Source organism: Micromonospora globbae (assembly GCF_036184225.1).
GTDB classification, from domain to species: domain Bacteria; phylum Actinomycetota; class Actinomycetes; order Mycobacteriales; family Micromonosporaceae; genus Micromonospora; species Micromonospora globbae.
Window position 1 is genome coordinate 4410492 of the sequence record NZ_CP108084.1, and the last position, 17503, is coordinate 4427994.

Below are 17503 nucleotides of genomic sequence, written 5' to 3' on the forward strand. Positions count from 1 at the left end.
CCCGGCACGGTACCGCCGCGGCAAGCTTGCCACAGTCCTCCGCGGCACCGGGCGACCGCACGCCGGCACCGACCTGCGGGTCCACCGGATCGGCACCGGGCGTGACACCATGATCCCCGCGTGCGCCGTCGCGCGCCACCACCGTCCGTCCCCAGGGAGTACGCGTGCCCGACGTCGGCCCGATCGCCGTGCTCCCCCGCCGCCCGCTCACCGTGGGCGAGCTGCTGGACTCGGCCGTGCTGCTCCTGCGCGAGCAGGCCCGCGTACTGCTGCCGCTCGCCGCCGTCCTCGCCGTGGGTGAGCAGTTGCTGCTGCTCCCGCTGCGGCTCGCCGCCGGCACGGCCCCGCCGGTGTGGTGGTGGTCGGACGGGTCCTTCGGCACGTACTGGCTGCTGCTCGGCACCGGCGCGGCCACCGAGGCGACGATCGTCGCGCTGCTGGGCAACCCGGCCGCCCGCGCCGCCGGCGCGGCGCTGTTCGGGCGTACCGCCCGTCCCCGCGAGGTGCTCCGCCCGATCGGCGGCAGGTGGGGGGCCGCCCTGCTGTACGCGGTCGCGGTGGGCGCCCTCATGTTCGCCGCGGCGCTCTGCGGGCCGGCCTGGTTCGTGGGCTTCGCGCTGCTCGGCGCCGTCGCGCCGGCGCTCGTGGTCGACCGGGTGGCGCTGCCACGCGTCCTGCCCCGGGCGGCCGCGCTGGCGACCCGCGACGGGGCGCGGGCCGGGCTGATCCGGCTGCTCGGCTACCTCGGCTGGTGGGTCCTGCGGGTCGGCCTGGCCAGCGGGATCATCCTCGGACTGCGCGGGACCGACCTCGTCGACGCCGACCGGGCCGTGCCGGCCGCCCTGCTGACCTGGGCGGCGGTGAACGCCGTCGCGTACCCGGCGCTGGCCTGCCTGGACGCCGTGCTGCACCTGGAGACCCGGATCCGCACCGAGGGGCTGGACATCCTGCTCGCCCGGGCGCCGGCCGGGACGCCCGCACCGGTCCTCCTGGCGGCGGAGCGATGACCGGTAGCCGGTGGTGGACGGAGACCACGGCGGCGCTCGGCGACCGCGTACCGCTGTGGCTGGTCACGCTGCTGCTCGTCGCCCTCGCGGGCCTGGTCGCGGCGGCCTGGTACACGTTCCCCGCGTGGGTGCCGCGCCGGTTCCCCCGACCGCGGCTGCCCCGCCTGCGGCTGCGCTGGCCCCGCCTGCGGCTGCCCCGCCTGCGCTGGCCTCGACTGCGACGCCGCCGGCGGGCCGCCGACGCGCCGGCGGCCGATCCGGCGCCCGTCGCGCCGGACGCACCGGCCACGCCGGCCACCGGGCATCTCCCGCTCGCCGACCGGTTGGCCGCCGACGGCCGGTACGCCGAGGCGGTCCGCGAGCGGCTGCGCGACATGATCCGCGAACTCGCCGTACGCCAGGTGGTCCCCCCGCGCCCGGGCCTCACGGTGCGGGAGGTCGCCGCGACGGCGGCCCGGAACCGGCCACCCGCCGGCCCGCCGATGGCCGCCGCGGGCGAGCTCTTCTCCGAGCTCTGGTACGCCCAGCGGCCCGCCACCGCCGCGCACGACCGGCGGATGCGGGAGCTGGCCGACGAGCTGCACCGCGCGCTCCACGCCGTCGTACCCGGACAGGCCGGGCGGGAGGGACCGTGACCGCCGCCACGCACACCGCCGCCCCGCGCGCCGCCGCAGCGGACCGCGCCCGCGCGCCCCGCCGTCGGCGCCGCTGGCACCGCATCGTGATCCCGTTCGGGGTGGTCGCCGCGCTCGTCACGACCACCCTCGTCGCCCAGGCGCTGGACCGGCCGGACCCCGGCGATCCCGGTTACCTGTCGCCGGTGGAGACCGACGACCACGGCGCCAGCCGGCTCGCCGAGGCCCTCCGCCGGCGGGGCGTCACCGTGCAGCGGGAGACCGACACGGCCGCCGCGCTGCGAGCCGCGCACAGCGGGCCGGCCACCCTCTTCGTGCCGGCGCCGCAGCTGCTGCGCCCGCACACGCTGGCGCGGCTCGCCCACCTGCCCGGCGGGACCCGACTGGTGCTGGTCGACCCGTCCCGCCGGGTGCTCGTCGGCGTGGGCCTGCCGCTGACCCGTACCGACCGGCGGTGGGCCACCAGGGCGGTGGGTCCGGAGACCGCCGGCCGCCCCTGCCCACTGGCCGAGCTGGCCCCCGTCCGGCGGGCGGCCGCCGAGCGCCAGCGGTACACCCCCGACGGGACGGCTCCCGTCGACCTCTGCTTCGCCGCGGGGCTCGCCCGGCTCCCCGGCGCGGGCGACACCCTCGTGGTCGGAGCCGACGACCCGTTCCGCAACGACCGGATCGGGGAACGGGACAACCAGGCCCTCGCCGTGGGCGTGCTCGCGGCGCACGGACGGGTCGTCTGGCTCGACCTGGCCGGCCCCGAACCGCCGCCGCCGTCGCCCAGCGGCGCCCCGCCGACCTGGCCGTCCCGCCCCGACGGTCCGCCCGGCGGCACCGCGACACCCGACCCCGGCGCCACCGGCGGGGTCCGACCGGGCACGCCGGGCGACGGCGATCCCGGCGGCGGACGGCCACCACAGGGCTCGGCGGACGACGGCGAGAGGCCACCGAACCCGCTGTGGGGAGCGTTCCCGCCCTGGTTCTGGGCGCTACTCGTGCAGCTCGCGCTGGCCCTGCTGGTCGCCGCGCTGTGGCGCGCCCGCCGGCTCGGGCCACCCGCCCCGGAGCCGCTGCCGGTGACCGTGCGTTCCGCCGAGACCGCGCTGGGCCGGGCCCGGCTCTACCAGCGGGCCGGTGCCCGCGGCCCGGCCGGCCGGACGCTGCGCGCGACCACCCTGGCCCGCCTGCTGCCCTGGCTGAACCTGCCGGCGGACACGCCACCGGAGCGGGTGGCCCGGGCCGTCGCCGCGCGTACGGGCGGCGACCCGGAGCAGATCGAGGACCTGCTGTACGGCGACGACCCCGACACCGACCAGGAGCTGCTGGACCTCGCCCGGTCACTGGACGCGCTCTCCCGTACCGTCGCGGCGTCCGCTCCGACGCAGGGGCGCCCCGCCGGCGCGCCCCCATCCCCCGACCCGACCGAAGGAGGAACCCGGTGACCCGACCCGCCGGAACCGCGGAACCGCCGACCACCGGCCCCGACGACGCGCGCGCCGCCCTGCTCCGGCTGCGGGCCGAGGTCGGCAAGGCGGTCGTCGGCCAGGACGCGGTGGTCACCGGGCTGGTGATCGCCCTGCTCTGCCGGGGGCACGTGCTGCTCGAGGGCGTACCGGGCGTCGCCAAGACCCTCCTGATCCGCACCGTGGCGACCGCGCTGGACCTGGACTCCAAGCGGGTGCAGTTCACCCCCGACCTGATGCCCGGCGACGTCACCGGCTCGCTGATCTTCGACCCGCACACCGCCGCGTTCACCTTCCGCGAGGGGCCCGTCTTCACCAACCTGCTGCTCGCCGACGAGATCAACCGCACGCCGCCGAAGACCCAGTCGGCGCTGCTGGAGGTCATGGAGGAGCGGCAGGTGTCGGTCGAGGGGGCCCGCCGCCCGCTGCCCGAGCCGTTCATCGTGGCCGCCACGCAGAACCCGATCGAGTACGAGGGCACCTACCCGCTGCCCGAGGCGCAACTGGACCGCTTCCTGCTCAAGCTCACCGTGCCGCTGCCGACCCGGGAGGAGGAACTCGGCGTGCTCCGGGCGCACCACGCCGGATTCGACCCCCGCGACCTGGCCGCGGCCGGCGTACGCCCGGTGGCGAGCGCCGCCGACCTGGCCGCCGCCCGGGCCGCCGTGGGCCGCGTGCACGTGGCCGATCCGCTCCTCGGCTACGTCGTCGACCTCTGCCGGGCCACGCGGATGACGCCGGCCCTCGAACTGGGCGCGTCGCCGCGGGGCGCGACCGCGCTGCTGAGCACCGCCAAGGCGTGGGCCTGGCTGGCGGGACGCGACCACGTGGTGCCCGACGACGTGAAGGCGGTGGCCCGGCCCACCCTGCGGCACCGGCTGCGGCTGCGGCCGGAGGTCGAGCTGGAGGGCGTGGGGGTGGACTCGGTGCTCGACACCGTCCTCGCCACCGTGCCGACTCCGCGATGACCTGGCGGGCGGCGCTGCTGCTGGCGGTGGGGGCGTCGACCCTGCCGCTGTGGCCGTCGCCGTTCGTGGGCGTCCTGGTGATGACCGGCGCCGTGCTGCTGCTGGTGCTCGTCGACCGGCTGCTCGCGGTGCCGCCGGCCGCGCTCACCGCCGACCGCGACGGCGACCGGACGGTCCGGCTCGGCGGCACGGCCACCGTCGTGCTCCGGCTCGGCAACACCTCCGGGCGTACGCTGCGCGCCCAGGTCCGCGACGCCTGGGTGCCGTCGGCCGGCGCCCGCCCCGACCTGCCCCCTGACCGGGTGCTGACGGTGCCCCCCGGTGACACCGTGCCGCTGCCCACCCGGCTCACCCCCACCCGGAGGGGCGACCGGCCGGCGGTGGCGGTGACCGTACGCTCCCTCGGGCCGCTGCGGCTGGCGTTCCGGCAGCGCTCCGGCCGTCCCGCCACACCACCGTGGACGCTGCGGGTGCTGCCGCGCTTCGACTCCCGCCGGCACCTGCCCGAGAAGCTGGCCCGGCTGCGGGTGATCGACGGGACCCAGGTCACCCGGGGGCGCGGCCAGGGCACCGAGTTCGACACGCTGCGCGAGTACGTGGTCGGCGACGACGTCCGGTCGATCGACTGGCGCGCCAGCGCCCGCCGGGCCGACGTGCTGGTGCGCACCTGGCGTCCCGAGCGGGACCGCCGGCTGGTGTGCGTGGTCGACACGGGCCGCACGTCCGCCGTACGGGTCGGCGACGAGCCCCGGCTGGACACGGCCATCGACGCCGCGCTGCTGCTCACCGCGCTGGCCGCCCGTGCCGGTGACCGGGTCGACCTGCTCGCCGCCGACACCGCGGTCCGCGCCGCCGTCACCGGGAGCGGCCGTCCGGCGCTGCTGCCCCGGCTGGTCCACGCGCTCGCCCCGCTCGAGCCGGCCCTCGTCGAGACCGACTTCGAGCTGATCGCCGGTGAGATCCTGCGCCGGCAGCGTCACCGCAGTCTGGTGGTGCTGTTCACGGCGCTGGAGCCGGGCGCGCTCGGCGAGGGCCTGCTTCCGGTGCTGCCCCGGCTGGCCGCCCGGCACCGGGTGCTCGTCGCCGCCAGCCACGACCCGGTGCTCGCGGCGATGACGACCGGCGCTCCGGCCCGGCCCGAGGACGCGTACGCGGCGGCGGCCGGGTGGCGGGCGCTGGCGGAGCGGGACCGCGTCCGGGCGGCGCTCACCCGGTACGGCGTGACCGTGGTGGACGCCCCGGCGGACGCGCTGGCCCCGACCGTGGCCGACACCTACCTACGCCTGAAGTCCCAAGCCCAGCTCTGACCCCCGCCGGGCTCCGGGGTCGCGCCGTTGATCATGAGGTTATCGCCCGCCGTCCCGGCGTGTCGCGACGACAACCTCATGATCAACCGGGTCGGGTGGGGCGGGCGTGGAGGTGGGGCGACCGAGGATCAGGACGTACGCCAGGAAGCCGAGCCAGACGGCGACGCCGACGCCGACGCGGAGCGGAACCGGCACGGGGGCCGGGGTGACGAACGCCTCGACGAGGGCCGACACCGCGAAGAGCCCGACGAGACCGACCGCCACCGTGACGGCCGAACGACCGGCCCGTGCCACCGCCTGCCCCCGGGTCAGCTCGGCGGGCGGCGAGATCCACGCCCACGCGGTCCGCAGCCCCACCCCGGCGGCCACGAACACGCCGGTCAGCTCCAGCAGGCCGTGCGGGGTGATCAGCCCGAAGAAGACGTCCCCCCGGCCGTAGGAGACCATCACTCCACCGGTCACGCCGATGTTGAGCGCGTTCTCCCACAGCAGGTAGAACACCGGCACGACCAGCACCCCGGAGGCCAGGCACTGGGCGGCGAGCCAGGCGTTGTGTGTCCACAGTTGGAACGCGAACGTCGGCGCGGAGTACTCGGTGTAGTAGTCGGCGAAGCCGGAGTCGACCAGCTCGGTGGCGGCCTCCTCACCGACGAGCGCCGCGGCGGTGTCCGGGTTGCCGGCCACGAACCAGATCAGGAAGAAGCTGAGCAGGCTGAAGCCCGTGGCCACCGCGCACCACCAGGGCCAGGCCCGGCGTACGGCGCCCGGGAAGTCGGCGACCAGGAAGCGGCCGACCGCCGACCAGGACGGGCGGGGGCGGCCGGTGATGCGGGCCCGGGCGCGCAGCACCAGGTGGGAGAGCTGGCTGACCAGCGCCGGATCGGGCGAGCGGCTGCGCACCGTGGAGAGCTGCGTCGCCACGCGCTGGTAGAGGGCGATCAGTTCGTCGACCTCGGCGGCGTCGAGGCGGTCGCGCCGGCACAGGTCGTCGAGGCGCCGCCACTGCCCGCCGTGCTCCGCGACGTACGCGTCGAGATCCACGCCCACCCCCGTCCGGGGATCATAGTGTTCACTGTCGGGGTGAGCGCGCAACCACCGTCGCCGGCCCGCACCCGCACGGCCGGCCGCACCGCGGGCTGGGGCGACGCCGGGCTGGTCAGCGGCGAGGCCGTGGAGCTGGACGTCCGGGTCGCGCGGCTCGGTTCCCGGGTGCTGGCCCTGCTGCTGGACGTGCTGGCCCAGTTGGTGGTCGCGGCGGCGCTCGCCGTGCTGGTCGCGCTGCTCTTCGCGGCCCTGCCGTTCGAGGTGGTCGACGCGGCGCTCAACCGTGCCACGGGCACCGCCGCCATGGTCCTGGTGCTGGTCGGCTACCCGGTGTTCATGGAGCGGGTCGCCAACGGCCGGACGCTGGGCAAGATGGCGGTCGGCCTGCGCGTGGTGAGTGCCGACGGCGGGCCCGTCACGCTGCGACGGTCACTGACCCGCGCCCTCGTCGGCGTCGCCGTCGAGTGGCCCGGGCTCATCCTGCCGCTGCTCAGCTGGGCGGTCGGGGTGACGGTGATGCTCACCGACCGGCGGGGGCGGCGCCTCGGCGACCTGGTGGCCGGCACGCTGGTCGTGCACACCCGCACCGCCTCCACGTGGCGGCCGGTCCCGACCGCCGTGCCACCGCTGACCGGCTGGGCGTACACGCTGGACCTGACCCGGCTCGACGACGACCTGGCGCTGGCCGCCCGGACGTACCTGGCCCGTGTGCACCAGTTCGCGGAACCGGCGCGCTCCCGGCTGGCGCGCGGCCTCTGGGCCGAGGTCGCCGCGGTGACCACCCCGCCTCCGCCGCTGGCCGCGCCGGAGACCGTCTACCTGGCCGCCGTGCTCGGGGAACGGCACCGCCGGGCGATGGCGCGCCTGCACCGCACCCGGGCCACGGCGGCGGCGCTCTGGCCGGAGCTGACGCCCGGCGCCCGCACCGCACCGATCCGTCCGCCGGCGCCCGAGGCCATGCCGCAGCGCCGTCCCCCGGCCGTCCACCCGGCGACCGCCGCGCCGGCGTCACCGCCCGGCCCTGCGGGCGTACGTCCGCCGTCCGCCCCGCCGCCGCAGGCCGGCCCTCCGGTCGTACGCCCGGCGGCGGCGAGCGGGGAGCGACCGAGCGCCTGACCCGCGCCCCTGCACGGCGTGGCTCGGGTGTGGCAGGATCCGGCTCACCCCTACCGGAGGCAGGACGACCGTGCCCGACGAACCGCTCTCCCCCACCATCGCGCCGGGGCGGCGCCCGTGAGGGGCTTCGGGCCCTGGCTGGCGGTGCTGGCCACGGTCCTCCTGCTGAGCGCGCTGCGACTGCGGGCACTGGCCGCCGCCGTCTCGCTGGCCTGGCTCGCCTGGTGCGTGTGGACGTGGGTCCGCCCGCGCCGCCGCGGCCAGGACTGACCGCCCGCCCTCACGAGCGCGTCCGGGGGCCGAGGCCGGGACAGGAAACCGCGCCACGACCAGGCCGGCGCCACGACCGGGCCGGGATGCGAAACCGGGCCGGCCACCACGGCCGACCCGGTTCGTGTTCGTTCGCTCAGTAGCGGTAGTGCTCCGGCTTGAACGGGCCCTCCACCGGCACGCCGAGGTAGGCGGCCTGCTCCTTGGTGAGCGTGCTCAGCTTGGCGCCGAGCGCGTCCAGGTGCAGCCGGGCCACCTTCTCGTCGAGGTGCTTCGGCAGGACGTAGACGCCGACCGGGTACTGGTCGGTCTTGGTGAACAGCTCGATCTGGGCGATCGTCTGGTTCGAGAACGAGTTCGACATGACGAAGCTCGGGTGGCCGGTCGCGTTGCCGAGGTTCAGCAGGCGCCCCTCGGAGAGCACGATGATCGCGTGGCCGTCGTCGAAGCGCCACAGGTCGACCTGCGGCTTGATGTTCTCCCGCCGGACGTCCGGACGCTTGGCGAGGCCGGCCATGTCGATCTCGTTGTCGAAGTGGCCGATGTTGCCGACGATGGCCTGGTGCTTCATCCGGGCCATGTGCTCGTGCGTGATGACGTTGAAGCAGCCGGTGGCCGTGACGAAGATGTCGGCCTGCTCCACCACGTCGTCCAGGGTGGAGACCTGGTAGCCGTCCATCGCCGCCTGGAGCGCGCAGATCGGGTCGACCTCGGTCACCACGACCCGGGCACCCTGGCCGCGCAGCGACTCGGCGCAGCCCTTGCCCACGTCGCCGTAGCCCATGACGACGGCCATCTTGCCGCCGATCAGCACGTCGGTGGCCCGGTTGATGCCGTCGATGAGGGAGTGGCGGCAGCCGTACTTGTTGTCGAACTTGCTCTTGGTCACCGAGTCGTTCACGTTGATGGCCGGGAAGAGCAGGGTGCCCTCGCGCTGCATCTCGTAGAGACGGTGGACGCCCGTGGTGGTCTCCTCGGTGACACCCCTGATGCCGGCGGCGATCCGCGTCCAGCGCTGGGCGTCCTCGGCGAGCGAACGGTGCAGCAGCCCGAGGATGACCGCGTACTCCGCGGAGTCCGCGGACTCGACCGGGGGCACCGCGCCGGCCTTCTCGAACTCGACGCCCTTGTGCACGAGCAGCGTGGCGTCGCCGCCGTCGTCGAGGATCATGTTGGGGCCCTGCCCGTCGGGCCAGGTGAGCACCTGCTCGGTGCACCACCAGTACTCCTCCAGCGTCTCGCCCTTCCAGGCGTAGACGGGAACGCCGGCCGGCGCGTCGGGGGTGCCGTTCGGGCCCACCACGATCGCCGCGGCGGCGTGGTCCTGGGTGGAGAAGATGTTGCAGGACGCCCAGCGGACCTGCGCGCCGAGCGCCACGAGGGTCTCGATGAGCACCGCGGTCTGGATGGTCATGTGCAGCGACCCGGTGATCCGGGCGCCGGCCAGCGGCTGTGCGTCGGCGTACTCGCGGCGGAGTGCCATGAGGCCGGGCATCTCGTGCTCGGCGAGCTGGATCTCCTTGCGCCCGAACTCGGCGAGCGACAGATCCGCCACCTTGTAGTCGCCCTCGGCGACGCTGGTCGGCCGGGCCTCGGACGGCGTCCCACTGGACGCCGGGAGGGTGCTGGTCATGGAAGCTCCTGTCGGACGATGTGCTGCGCGACCCTCCACCTTACGCGCGCCGGGGATCGGGCGCGGACGGGCGGCCGACAGCCGGGGAACCCGGACAGCGCACGGGGCGGTCGGTCGTGAACGGACTTTCCGTCCACCAGCCGGCCGCCCCGTGCATCCCCCCGGTTTGGTTCCCCGCGCGTTCTCGGACCGTCGTCGCGATAACGCTGCGTACTCATAGAGTCACACTGCGCTAGCGGCGCGTCAAGCTATTCCGGGAAAGTCGGACTTGCGGATTTGTGGCCACCCGTCAGCGCAGGCCGGACGAGGCGACGTACGCCTCACCGGACCCGCTGATCCGCAGCGGCCCACCGGCCGCCGTGCCGACGGCCGCCTGACCACGGTCGAGCGTGAGCACGCCCGTGCCGTCGTCCACGGTGACCGCGCCGGACACGCAGAGCACCACCCGCGGGCCGATCACCGGCAGTTCCGCCGCGGGCACCTCGCCGCCCACGGTGACCCGGTACAGCGCGAAGTCGTCCACCGGCACCGGCCAGCAGTCCACACCCGGGCCCACCGGCCGCGCACGGCACACCGGCTCGTCCAGCACCTCGAAGCGCAGCACGCGCAGCAGTTCGTCGACGTCCACCCGCTTCGGGGTGAGCCCGCCGCGCAGCACGTTGTCGCTCGCCGCCATGATCTCCACGCCGCACCCGCGCAGGTACGCGTGCAGGTTGCCGGCCGGCATCCAGATCGCCTCACCGGGCACGAGCCGCACGTGGTTCAGCAGCAACGCGACGAGCACGCCCGGGTCGGCCGGGTACGCGGCCGCGAGCGCCCGGGCCAGCTCCGCGTCCGGGCCGTCGGCCGGCGCGGCCACCACGGCCGCCACCAGCCCGGCCCGTTCCTCGGCCGGCCAGGTCAGCAGCGTGCGGACCGCCGTGCGCAGGCCCGCCGGACCGGTCCGCAGCGCCGCCACGACCGGCTCCAGCGCCGGTACGCCGAACGCGGCGAGCGCCCGCGCGGACGCCACCGGGTCCCGGAACCCGCAGAGCGCCTCGAACGGGGAGAGCGCGACCAGCAGCTCGGGCTTGTGGTACGGGTCGACGTAGTTGCGCTCCCCGGCGGGACGCGCCTCGTCGGTCGCGTACCCGGCACGGGCCTGCTTCGCGTCGGGGTGCGCCTGGAGGCTCAGTGGGGCGTCCGCGGCGAGCACCTTGAGCAGGAACGGCAGCCGCGCGCCGAACCGGTTGACCACCTGACGACCGAGCCAGCGCTCCGGCTCGGCGGTCAGCTCGTCGAGCAGGCTGACCCGGGCACCGTCCCGCTCCACGGCGGCGGGAGCGCCCGGATGGGCGCCGAGCCAGAGTTCCGCCTCGGGGCCCTCGCTCGGCACCGGACGGCCCTGCAGGGCCGCGATCGCCGAACGGGACCCCCAGGCGTAGTCACGGACGGGTCCGTACAACAGTTCCACGTGTCAGCTCCCCGGACGCCCGGCCACCTCGTCCGACTCGGGTACGGCGGTGTGCGCCGCGGATCCGGTGCCCGCCCGGTCGGCGGCGGCGCTGTAGATGTCCGGTTCCAGGTAGATGACCCGGGCGATGGGGACGGCCGCCCGGATACGCGCCTCGACGGCGTTGATGCCGCGCGCCACCTCCTCGGCGGTCTCGCACGCCGGCACGCCGATCTTCGCGGCCACCATCAGCTCCTCGGGGCCGAGGTAGAGCGTCTTCATGTGGATGATGCGCTCCACCTCCGGGCCGTCCGTCACGGCCCGCTCGATGGCCGCCACCTCGTGCGACTCCGCGCCCTCGCCCAGCAGCAGGCTCTTCGTCTCGATGGCCAGCACGATGGCGATGGCCACCAGAAGGACACCGATCATGCCGCTGCCCACGGCGTCCCACCGGCCGTTACCGGTGGCCAGCGTCATGCCGACGCCGAAGAGCGCGAACACCAGACCGACCAGGGCGCCGAAGTCCTCCAGCAGCACCACCGGCAGCTCGGGCGCCTTGGCCCGGCGGATGAAGCGCACCCACGACTGCTTGCCCCGGGTCTGGTTGGACTCCTTGATCGCCGTACGGAAGGAGAAGCTCTCCATGATGATGGCGATGACCAGCACGGTCACCGGAACCCACTGGTGTTCGGTGATCCCGTGCGGGTCGAAGAACTTGTGGTACGCCTCGTACAGCGCGAAGAGACCACCGACGCTGAACAGCACGATGGCCACGATGAACGCGTAGATGTAACGCTCGCGGCCGTAGCCGAACGGGTGCTGCGGGGTGGCCGCCCGCTTCGCCCGCCGCCCGCCGAGCAGCAGCAGCCCCTGGTTGCCCGAGTCGGCCACCGAGTGGATCGACTCCGCCAGCATCGACGACGAGCCGGTCAGCAGGAACGCGATGAACTTCGTGACGGCGATGCCGATGTTGGCCAGCAGGGCGGCGATGATCGCCTTCGTCCCGCCGTTCGCGCTCACGCCGCCCCTCCGCTCCGCCGCCGCGCGAGGCCGCCGGACGCGGGGGTCCCGCGCCGGCCACAACGTCCGATCACTGGTTCGACAGCTCCTTCATCTCGGTGATGGCGGGCACCGCCATCGGGTCCAGCCCGTGGGCCAGAGCAAGGTAGATCGACGCGAAGTCCGGCACCGCGGTCAGGGAGGCGAGCCGCTCCAGGGCGGAGCCGCCCTCGGCGGTCACCACGTCGCAGCGCACGCCCCGGCGCTCGGCCAGCGTCTGCACCGCCTCGGCGCGGCGCTCCTCGACGGCCAGGGGCTCGTCGGCGTCGTCCTCGGCGTTGAGCCCGCCGTCGCGCAGCAGCACGAGGCGCAGCCGGGTCGCGTCGCCGCCGGTCTCGTCCGGGTCGGCGAAGATGTCCCGCTCCCCCTCGACCAGCCCGCCGAAGACGCCGTCGAGCAGACCGACGCGGCCGCGACCGGCCTCGCCCAGCGCCCCGGTCACCACCGGGTAGCGGGCGTTGGCCGACAGGGTGTCGCCGAACCGCCGGGCCGCGACGGTCGCCAGCGGCGACGAGCCCCAGACGATCGGGATCGAACCGGCCAGCCCGAGGGCCAGCGACTTCGCCGGGTTGACGAACGACTCCGCGGTGGGCCGGCAGCGGTCGGCGTCCGCGTCGAGCCGGGCCGCGGTCTCGGCCAGGTCCGCCTCGTTGACCTTGACGAGCCCGAGCGTACGGGCGGCGAGCAGCACGGGGACGGTGAGCGCCCACAGGCTGGCCCGGGCCGGGGCGCGCCGCGGCACGGGGATGAACGGCGCGCGGGCGCGTTCGGCGACCGACTGGAGTTGCGAGTCGGGCGCGCCGACCGCCACCAGGCGGGCGCCCCGCCGGTGGGCGGCCTCGGCGGCGCCGAGCGCCTCGGGGCTGCGGCCGGAGGCGCTCACCGCGATGACCACGTCGGCGGCGCCCACCCAGCCCGGCACGCCGGCGCTGCGGTGCGCGATGACCGGCACCGGGCAGCGGGGCCCGGCGACCGTGGCGAGCACGTCGCCGGTGCGGCCGGCCGTACCGATGCCGGCGATCACCACCGCCCGCGGCCGACCCTCGTCGGCGAGCACCGACAGGTTCGCCTCGGCGGCCAGCGCCGCCGACTCGCGTACCTGCGCTCCGGCGGAGGCGGTGTGCCGCAGCATGCCGCCCGGGTCACGCTCGGCGAGCGCGTCGGCGTCGTCGAGCAGGGCCTCGTCGGCCTCCCGGTGACCACTGACCCCGGCCGTACCGTCGATCATGACGGCTGCCCCGGGCCGCCGCGCGCCTCGTCCAGCAGCAGCACCGGCACGTCGTCGCGGACCTCGAAGATCCGGCCGCACTCGGTGCAGGTCAGCGTCTGCGCCTGCGCGTCGTAGTCGAGGGGTGCGTGGTGTGTGTCCGGACAGGCGAGTATCTCGAGCAACTGCGGATCCAGGGCCACGGCGCGGCTCCTTCCACGTGTGCGGCTTCACCCCCGGCGGTGCCGAGCGGCGCAGGCGATCTTATCGGCGAACCCGGTCGAGCACCTCGTCACGGAGTGCGGTCATCCGCGCGCGGGTGGGCGCCTCGACGTTCAGCCGCAGCAACGGCTCGGTGTTCGAGGCGCGCAGGTTGAACCACGCCCCGTCGGGGAAGCGCAGGGTCAGCCCGTCCAGCTCGTCGGCCTCCGCGTCCGGGTACGCGGCGCGCACCTCGCGCATCGTCGCGGCCTGGTCGGCCACCGTCGAGTTGATCTCACCAGAGGCGACGTACCGTTCGTACTCGCCGGCGAGCACCGACAGGGGCTGCGACTGCTCACCCAGCGCGGCCAGGGTGTGCATGGCCGCCAGCATCCCCGTGTCGGCGAACCAGAAGTCCCGGAAGTAGTAGTGCGCCGAGTGCTCCCCGCCGAAGACGGCGTTGGTGCGGGCCATCTCGGCCTTGATGAAGGAATGCCCCACGCGGGCCACCACGGGCTCCCCGCCGTGCTCGCGGATGATCTCCGGCACCGCACGGGAGGTGATGAGGCCGTGGATCACCGTGGAACCCGGGTGCTTGGCCAGCTCGCGGGCCGCGACCATCGCGGTGATCGCCGACGGCGAGACGGGCTCGCCCCGCTCGTCCACCACGAAGCAGCGGTCGGCGTCGCCGTCGAAGGCGAGCCCGATCTCCGCGCCGTGCTCGACCACGGCCCGCTGGAGGTCGACCAGGTTCGCCGGGTCGAGCGGATTGGCCTCGTGGTTGGGGAAGCTTCCGTCGAGTTCGAAGTAGAGCGGAACGATCTCCAGCGGCAGGGCCGGCAGCACGGCGTCCCCGAGCACGCTCGGCACGGTGTGGCCCGCCATGCCGTTGCCCGCGTCCACCACCACGCGCAGCGGGCGGATGTGCGTGAGGTCGACGAGCTTGCGCAGGTGCGCCGCGTACTCCGGCAGCAGGTCCCGGCGCTCGGCCGGACGGGTCGGCTCGCCGGCCGGGCGTGGCTCGTCCTTGTCCAGCAGCGCCTGCGCCCGGTCGCGGATCTCGGCGAGCCCGCTGTCCTGACCGATCGGACGGGCGCCGGCGCGGCACATCTTGATGCCGTTGTAACGGGCCGGGTTGTGGCTCGCGGTGAACATCGCGCCGGGCAGGTCCAGCGAACCGGACGCGAAGTAGAGCATGTCGGTCGAGGCCAGGCCGATCTCGACGACCGACCGCCCCTCGGCCCGTACGCCGGCGGCGAACGCGGCGGCCAGGCCCGGCGAGGTGGCCCGCATGTCGTGCCCGACGACGACGGACTCGCCGGGTTCGTCGGTGGCGTTCAGCAGCTGGCAGAACGCGGCCCCGAGGGCCTCGGCAGCCCGCTCGTCCCACTGGTCAGGCACCGTCCCGCGGACGTCGTACGCCTTCACGATCTGGGACAGATCAGACACCGGTTCTCTCCTTGGCCGCAGGTCGTCACGCCCCCTGAGCGTATCGGAGGGGTTCGCCCGCGCCCCGCTCAGCCGGGGAGCCGGGGCATGAACACGGTGTGGTCCGGGCCCTCACCCGCCGGCGCCCCCGGGGTTCCCGCTGCCGGCGGCGTCGCCGGTGTCACCGGGGTCCGCGGCACGGGCGCCGCCGGTGCCCCGGACGTGGGTGCCACCGGAGCCCCGGACGTGGGCGTCGGGGCGGGCCCGCTGGCGGGGCGGGTGCCGTACACGGCGCCGCCCGTGGGCCGCGGTGCCGGTGTGCCGTAGACACCGCCCGCGGCCGGCGGCTGCCCGTACACCGGGCCGGGCCGGGCCGGCGCCGCCAGCGGCCCTCCACCCGACCGGTACGTGGTGCCGCCGGGGTTGCCGACGCGCGGCGGGACGACGCCGCCGGTCGGCTCCTTGTCCTCGCGGGAGCGGCGGAACAGCAGCACGATCAGCAGCGCCCCGATGGCGACCAGGCCGAGACCGACGAACATGATCGGGGACATACCGGAGGACTCCTTGGTGTTGGTGGTGCTCGGCCCACCGGTCGGTGCGGCCAGCGCCGCCGGGGTGGCCGCGTCGTCGACGACCGCCTCGGACGGGCTCGGGGTCGGCGACGGCGTCTTCGAGGGGGTCGGCGAGGCCGACGCGCGGGAACCCAGCACCCGCGCGGACACGGTGTCCCGGCCCAGGCTTCCGCCGGCCGCGTTGCTGGCCTCACCGGTCACGCTGAGCCGGCCACCCGGCGTCCCGGCCGCGAAGGCGACCCGGTAGCGCACCGTGATGCCCTTGCCCTTGCAGAGCTTCGGTTTCGCGGGGGCGGTCTGCGTGGTGGTCACCGTGCCGCTGCCACCGGCCGGCACCGGGAACCAGCGTCCACCGTAGTTGACCTGGACGCTGACCTGGCGGGCGTCGAGCCCCTCCAGGCGGAACCCCAGTGCCGTACGCAGCAGCACGCAGCCGTCGCTGCGCCTGCGCACCTCGACGTTGACCGTCTGGGCGGACCCGCCGGCCCGGAAGCTGTCCGCCGACCGCACCCGCACCGAATCGTCGTCGGCCAGCGCGGGGGAGCCGCCGAGGAGCACGAGCCCACCCAGCACCGCGCAGACCGTCGCGAGCCGGGCCGCGTGCCGACCTACCGACATGTTCACCTCGCCGTTCCTCCCCGGTGGCGTCCGCGCGTCAGGCTACTACCGCCCCACCTGGCCCACCGGTCATAGAGCGCCCCGCATGTGTGCCGCATTACCCCTGGTTCCACCCCGCGACGACCGGTCGCCGGCCGGTCCGGGGAGCCCGGCACCGGCCCCGTCCACGGCGTGCGGGCGGCCGGCCGGCGACCGCGTCCTGACCCGGCGGGCGGCCCGGTCTACCGTCGCGTGGCGGTCGCGAGGGCATCCCGGCAGAGCCGGTCGGCGGTCCGGGTCGTCTCCGGCAGCCGGTGACGCGGAGTGAGGGCGAGCACCTGGGCGACGGCGTTGTCGAGGCTCACCCGGTGCCCGACGCTCACGAAGACGGGCTTCACGCCGCTGCGGGTACGCAGCACCCGACCCACCACCTCGTCGCCGTCGCGCAGGGGCGACCAGGCACCCCGCTCGGCCTGCGGCGGTGTCCACACGCCCACCAGCGGCGTCTTTCCCACCCCGATCGACGGCAGGTCGGTGACCACGCCGAGATGACAGGCGAGCCCGAACCGGCGCGGGTGGGCGAGCCCGTGCCCGTCGCAGACCAGCAGCTCGGGACGGGTGGCCAGCCGGTCCAGCGCGGCGAGCAGCGCGGGCAGCTCCCGGAAGGCGAACAGCCCCGGAACGTACGCGAAGGCGGGCCGGCCGACGCTGACGGCCCGGTCGACCACCTCCAGCGTCCGGGTGTCGAGGACGGTGACGGCGGCCGCGAGCAGGTCACCGCTCTCGGCGTACGCCACGTCCAGCCCGGCCACCGTGGCGGGCGCGGACGGACCGGGGCCGACGAGGTCGACCCGCGACCGCAACTCCTCCTGCACCGCGACGGCCTCGGCCACGCTGGACGGCGTCGCGGCCGGATCCGGCCCGCGTGACCCGCTCGGCGTCGTCACGCCGCTACTGGCCGACCCGGCCGTCGATCAGCTCGCGGAGCAGGTCCGCGTGGCCGTTGTGCCGCGCGTACTCCTCGATCATGTGCACGAGCAGTTCGCGCAGCGAGATGGTCTCGCCGTCGCGCATGCGCCCCCGGGTCGCCAGGTCCGGCGTACGGTCGACCAGCCGCTCGGCGAACTCGATCTCCGCCCGCCAGTTGCGCCACGCCTCCGCGACCACGTCCGGGTCGGCGATGGCGTCGTTGAAGTCGGCGTCCCGGTCGTCGTCCGTGCGGTAGATCGGCGGTACGTCCTCGCCGGCCATCACCCGCCGGAACCAGCCCCGCTCCACCTCGGCCATGTGCCGGACCAGGCCGAGCAGCGACAGCGTGGACGGCGGCACGGCGCGCCGGGCCAGCTGCTCGGCGTCCAGGTCGGCGCACTTGAGTTGCAGGGTGAGCCGCTGGTCGCGGAGGTACTCGACGAGCACCGTCCGCTCGTCCTCGAAGCCGCCCTCCGACCGCGGGTCCTCGTCGGGGTGGACGAACATGTTCGACCAGGCGAAGCCGGAGGATCTCCCCTGCTCGGCGGGCCCGGCTCCGTCCGCGGCGGGCGAGTCACTCATACCGCGACCCTCGTGCACGCCG

The 17503-nt window shown here is 75.4% G+C and carries 17 protein-coding genes; 7 read left to right on the top strand and 10 right to left on the bottom strand.

Features of this window, described 5'->3' with window-relative positions:
• Nucleotides 1-164 precede the first annotated feature (164 nt).
• From OG994_RS19730 to OG994_RS19750, 5 genes are read left to right on the top strand one after another with little or no spacing between them, the layout of a single operon-like run.
• A complete protein-coding gene (locus tag OG994_RS19730) occupies nucleotides 165-1007 on the top strand; it encodes a hypothetical protein (RefSeq protein ID WP_328850573.1) in 843 nt (280 codons plus the stop codon).
• Entirely contained in the window at nucleotides 1004-1642 is a 639-nt protein-coding gene (locus OG994_RS19735; RefSeq protein ID WP_328850574.1) for a DUF4129 domain-containing protein, read from the top strand. The genes OG994_RS19730 and OG994_RS19735 overlap by 4 nt, the downstream gene beginning before the upstream one ends.
• Entirely contained in the window at nucleotides 1639-3075 is a 1437-nt protein-coding gene (locus OG994_RS19740; RefSeq protein ID WP_328850575.1) for a DUF4350 domain-containing protein, read from the top strand. Before OG994_RS19735 ends, OG994_RS19740 begins: the two co-directional genes overlap by 4 nt.
• Entirely contained in the window at nucleotides 3072-4064 is a 993-nt protein-coding gene (locus tag OG994_RS19745; RefSeq protein WP_120330086.1) for an AAA family ATPase, read from the top strand. The genes OG994_RS19740 and OG994_RS19745 overlap by 4 nt, the downstream gene beginning before the upstream one ends.
• Nucleotides 4061-5371 (top strand): DUF58 domain-containing protein, encoded by a 1311-nt coding sequence (locus OG994_RS19750; protein ID WP_328850576.1) that lies wholly within the window; start codon nucleotides 4061-4063, stop codon nucleotides 5369-5371. The genes OG994_RS19745 and OG994_RS19750 overlap by 4 nt, the downstream gene beginning before the upstream one ends.
• A 39-nt stretch (nucleotides 5372-5410) precedes the next feature.
• Here OG994_RS19750 and OG994_RS19755 read toward each other — a convergent pair whose 3' ends face one another.
• Nucleotides 5411-6412: a stage II sporulation protein M gene (locus tag OG994_RS19755; protein ID WP_328850577.1), complete on the bottom strand. Its 1002-nt coding sequence runs from the start codon at nucleotides 6410-6412 to the stop codon at nucleotides 5411-5413.
• A gap of 39 nt (nucleotides 6413-6451) precedes the next feature.
• Here OG994_RS19755 and OG994_RS19760 point away from each other — a divergent pair, with 39 nt between their 5' ends.
• Both OG994_RS19760 and OG994_RS19765 read left to right on the top strand, forming a co-directional pair.
• Nucleotides 6452-7531 carry an RDD family protein gene (locus tag OG994_RS19760; RefSeq protein WP_328850578.1) on the top strand — a complete coding sequence of 360 codons (1080 nt, stop codon included), beginning with the start codon at nucleotides 6452-6454 and terminating at the stop codon, nucleotides 7529-7531.
• 117 nt (nucleotides 7532-7648) lie between these two features.
• On the top strand, nucleotides 7649-7801 hold the full coding sequence (locus OG994_RS19765) for a hypothetical protein (RefSeq protein WP_328850579.1): 153 nt from the start codon (nucleotides 7649-7651) through the stop codon (nucleotides 7799-7801).
• Nucleotides 7802-7937: 136 nt separating this feature from the next.
• Here OG994_RS19765 and ahcY read toward each other — a convergent pair whose 3' ends face one another.
• From ahcY to OG994_RS19810, 9 genes are all read right to left on the bottom strand, one after another.
• Nucleotides 7938-9434, bottom strand: a complete 1497-nt coding sequence (gene ahcY, locus OG994_RS19770; RefSeq protein WP_328850580.1) for an adenosylhomocysteinase — start codon at nucleotides 9432-9434, stop codon at nucleotides 7938-7940.
• Between the two features lie 289 nt (nucleotides 9435-9723).
• Nucleotides 9724-10887 carry a mannose-6-phosphate isomerase, class I gene (gene manA / locus OG994_RS19775; protein WP_328850581.1) on the bottom strand — a complete coding sequence of 388 codons (1164 nt, stop codon included), beginning with the start codon at nucleotides 10885-10887 and terminating at the stop codon, nucleotides 9724-9726.
• A 3-nt stretch (nucleotides 10888-10890) separates the two neighbouring features.
• Nucleotides 10891-11886 (bottom strand): cation diffusion facilitator family transporter, encoded by a 996-nt coding sequence (locus OG994_RS19780; RefSeq protein ID WP_120330091.1) that lies wholly within the window; start codon nucleotides 11884-11886, stop codon nucleotides 10891-10893.
• Between the two features lie 70 nt (nucleotides 11887-11956).
• Nucleotides 11957-13153: an SIS domain-containing protein gene (locus OG994_RS19785; RefSeq protein WP_120330092.1), complete on the bottom strand. Its 1197-nt coding sequence runs from the start codon at nucleotides 13151-13153 to the stop codon at nucleotides 11957-11959.
• Nucleotides 13150-13335, bottom strand: a complete 186-nt coding sequence (locus OG994_RS19790; RefSeq protein ID WP_120330093.1) for a Trm112 family protein — start codon at nucleotides 13333-13335, stop codon at nucleotides 13150-13152. Before OG994_RS19790 ends, OG994_RS19785 begins: the two co-directional genes overlap by 4 nt.
• 61 nt (nucleotides 13336-13396) lie before the next feature.
• Nucleotides 13397-14782 (bottom strand): phosphomannomutase/phosphoglucomutase, encoded by a 1386-nt coding sequence (locus tag OG994_RS19795; RefSeq protein WP_328850582.1) that lies wholly within the window; start codon nucleotides 14780-14782, stop codon nucleotides 13397-13399.
• A gap of 68 nt (nucleotides 14783-14850) precedes the next feature.
• Nucleotides 14851-15951: a hypothetical protein gene (locus OG994_RS19800; protein ID WP_328853753.1), complete on the bottom strand. Its 1101-nt coding sequence runs from the start codon at nucleotides 15949-15951 to the stop codon at nucleotides 14851-14853.
• A gap of 221 nt (nucleotides 15952-16172) precedes the next feature.
• Nucleotides 16173-16823, bottom strand: a complete 651-nt coding sequence (gene nfi, locus OG994_RS19805) for a deoxyribonuclease V (protein ID WP_328850583.1) — start codon at nucleotides 16821-16823, stop codon at nucleotides 16173-16175.
• A gap of 58 nt (nucleotides 16824-16881) precedes the next feature.
• The gene (locus tag OG994_RS19810) at nucleotides 16882-17481 is read right to left on the bottom strand and encodes a DinB family protein (RefSeq protein WP_204985238.1); all 600 of its coding nucleotides are present in this window, start codon (nucleotides 17479-17481) and stop codon (nucleotides 16882-16884) included.
• Nucleotides 17482-17503 lie beyond the last annotated feature (22 nt).

Bases quoted from the DNA above. Each gene is read 5' to 3' on its own strand.
- OG994_RS19735 (WP_328850574.1), top strand. From the start codon at position 1,004: ATGACCGGTAGCCGGTGGTGGACGGAGACCACGGCGGCGCTCGGCGAC.
- OG994_RS19750 (WP_328850576.1), top strand. From the start codon at position 4,061: ATGACCTGGCGGGCGGCGCTGCTGCTGGCGGTGGGGGCGTCGACCCTG.
- ahcY (WP_328850580.1), bottom strand. From the start codon at position 9,434: ATGACCAGCACCCTCCCGGCGTCCAGTGGGACGCCGTCCGAGGCCCGG.
- OG994_RS19785 (WP_120330092.1), bottom strand. From the start codon at position 13,153: ATGATCGACGGTACGGCCGGGGTCAGTGGTCACCGGGAGGCCGACGAG.
- OG994_RS19800 (WP_328853753.1), bottom strand. From the start codon at position 15,951: ATGTCGGTAGGTCGGCACGCGGCCCGGCTCGCGACGGTCTGCGCGGTG.
- OG994_RS19810 (WP_204985238.1), bottom strand. From the start codon at position 17,481: ATGAGTGACTCGCCCGCCGCGGACGGAGCCGGGCCCGCCGAGCAGGGG.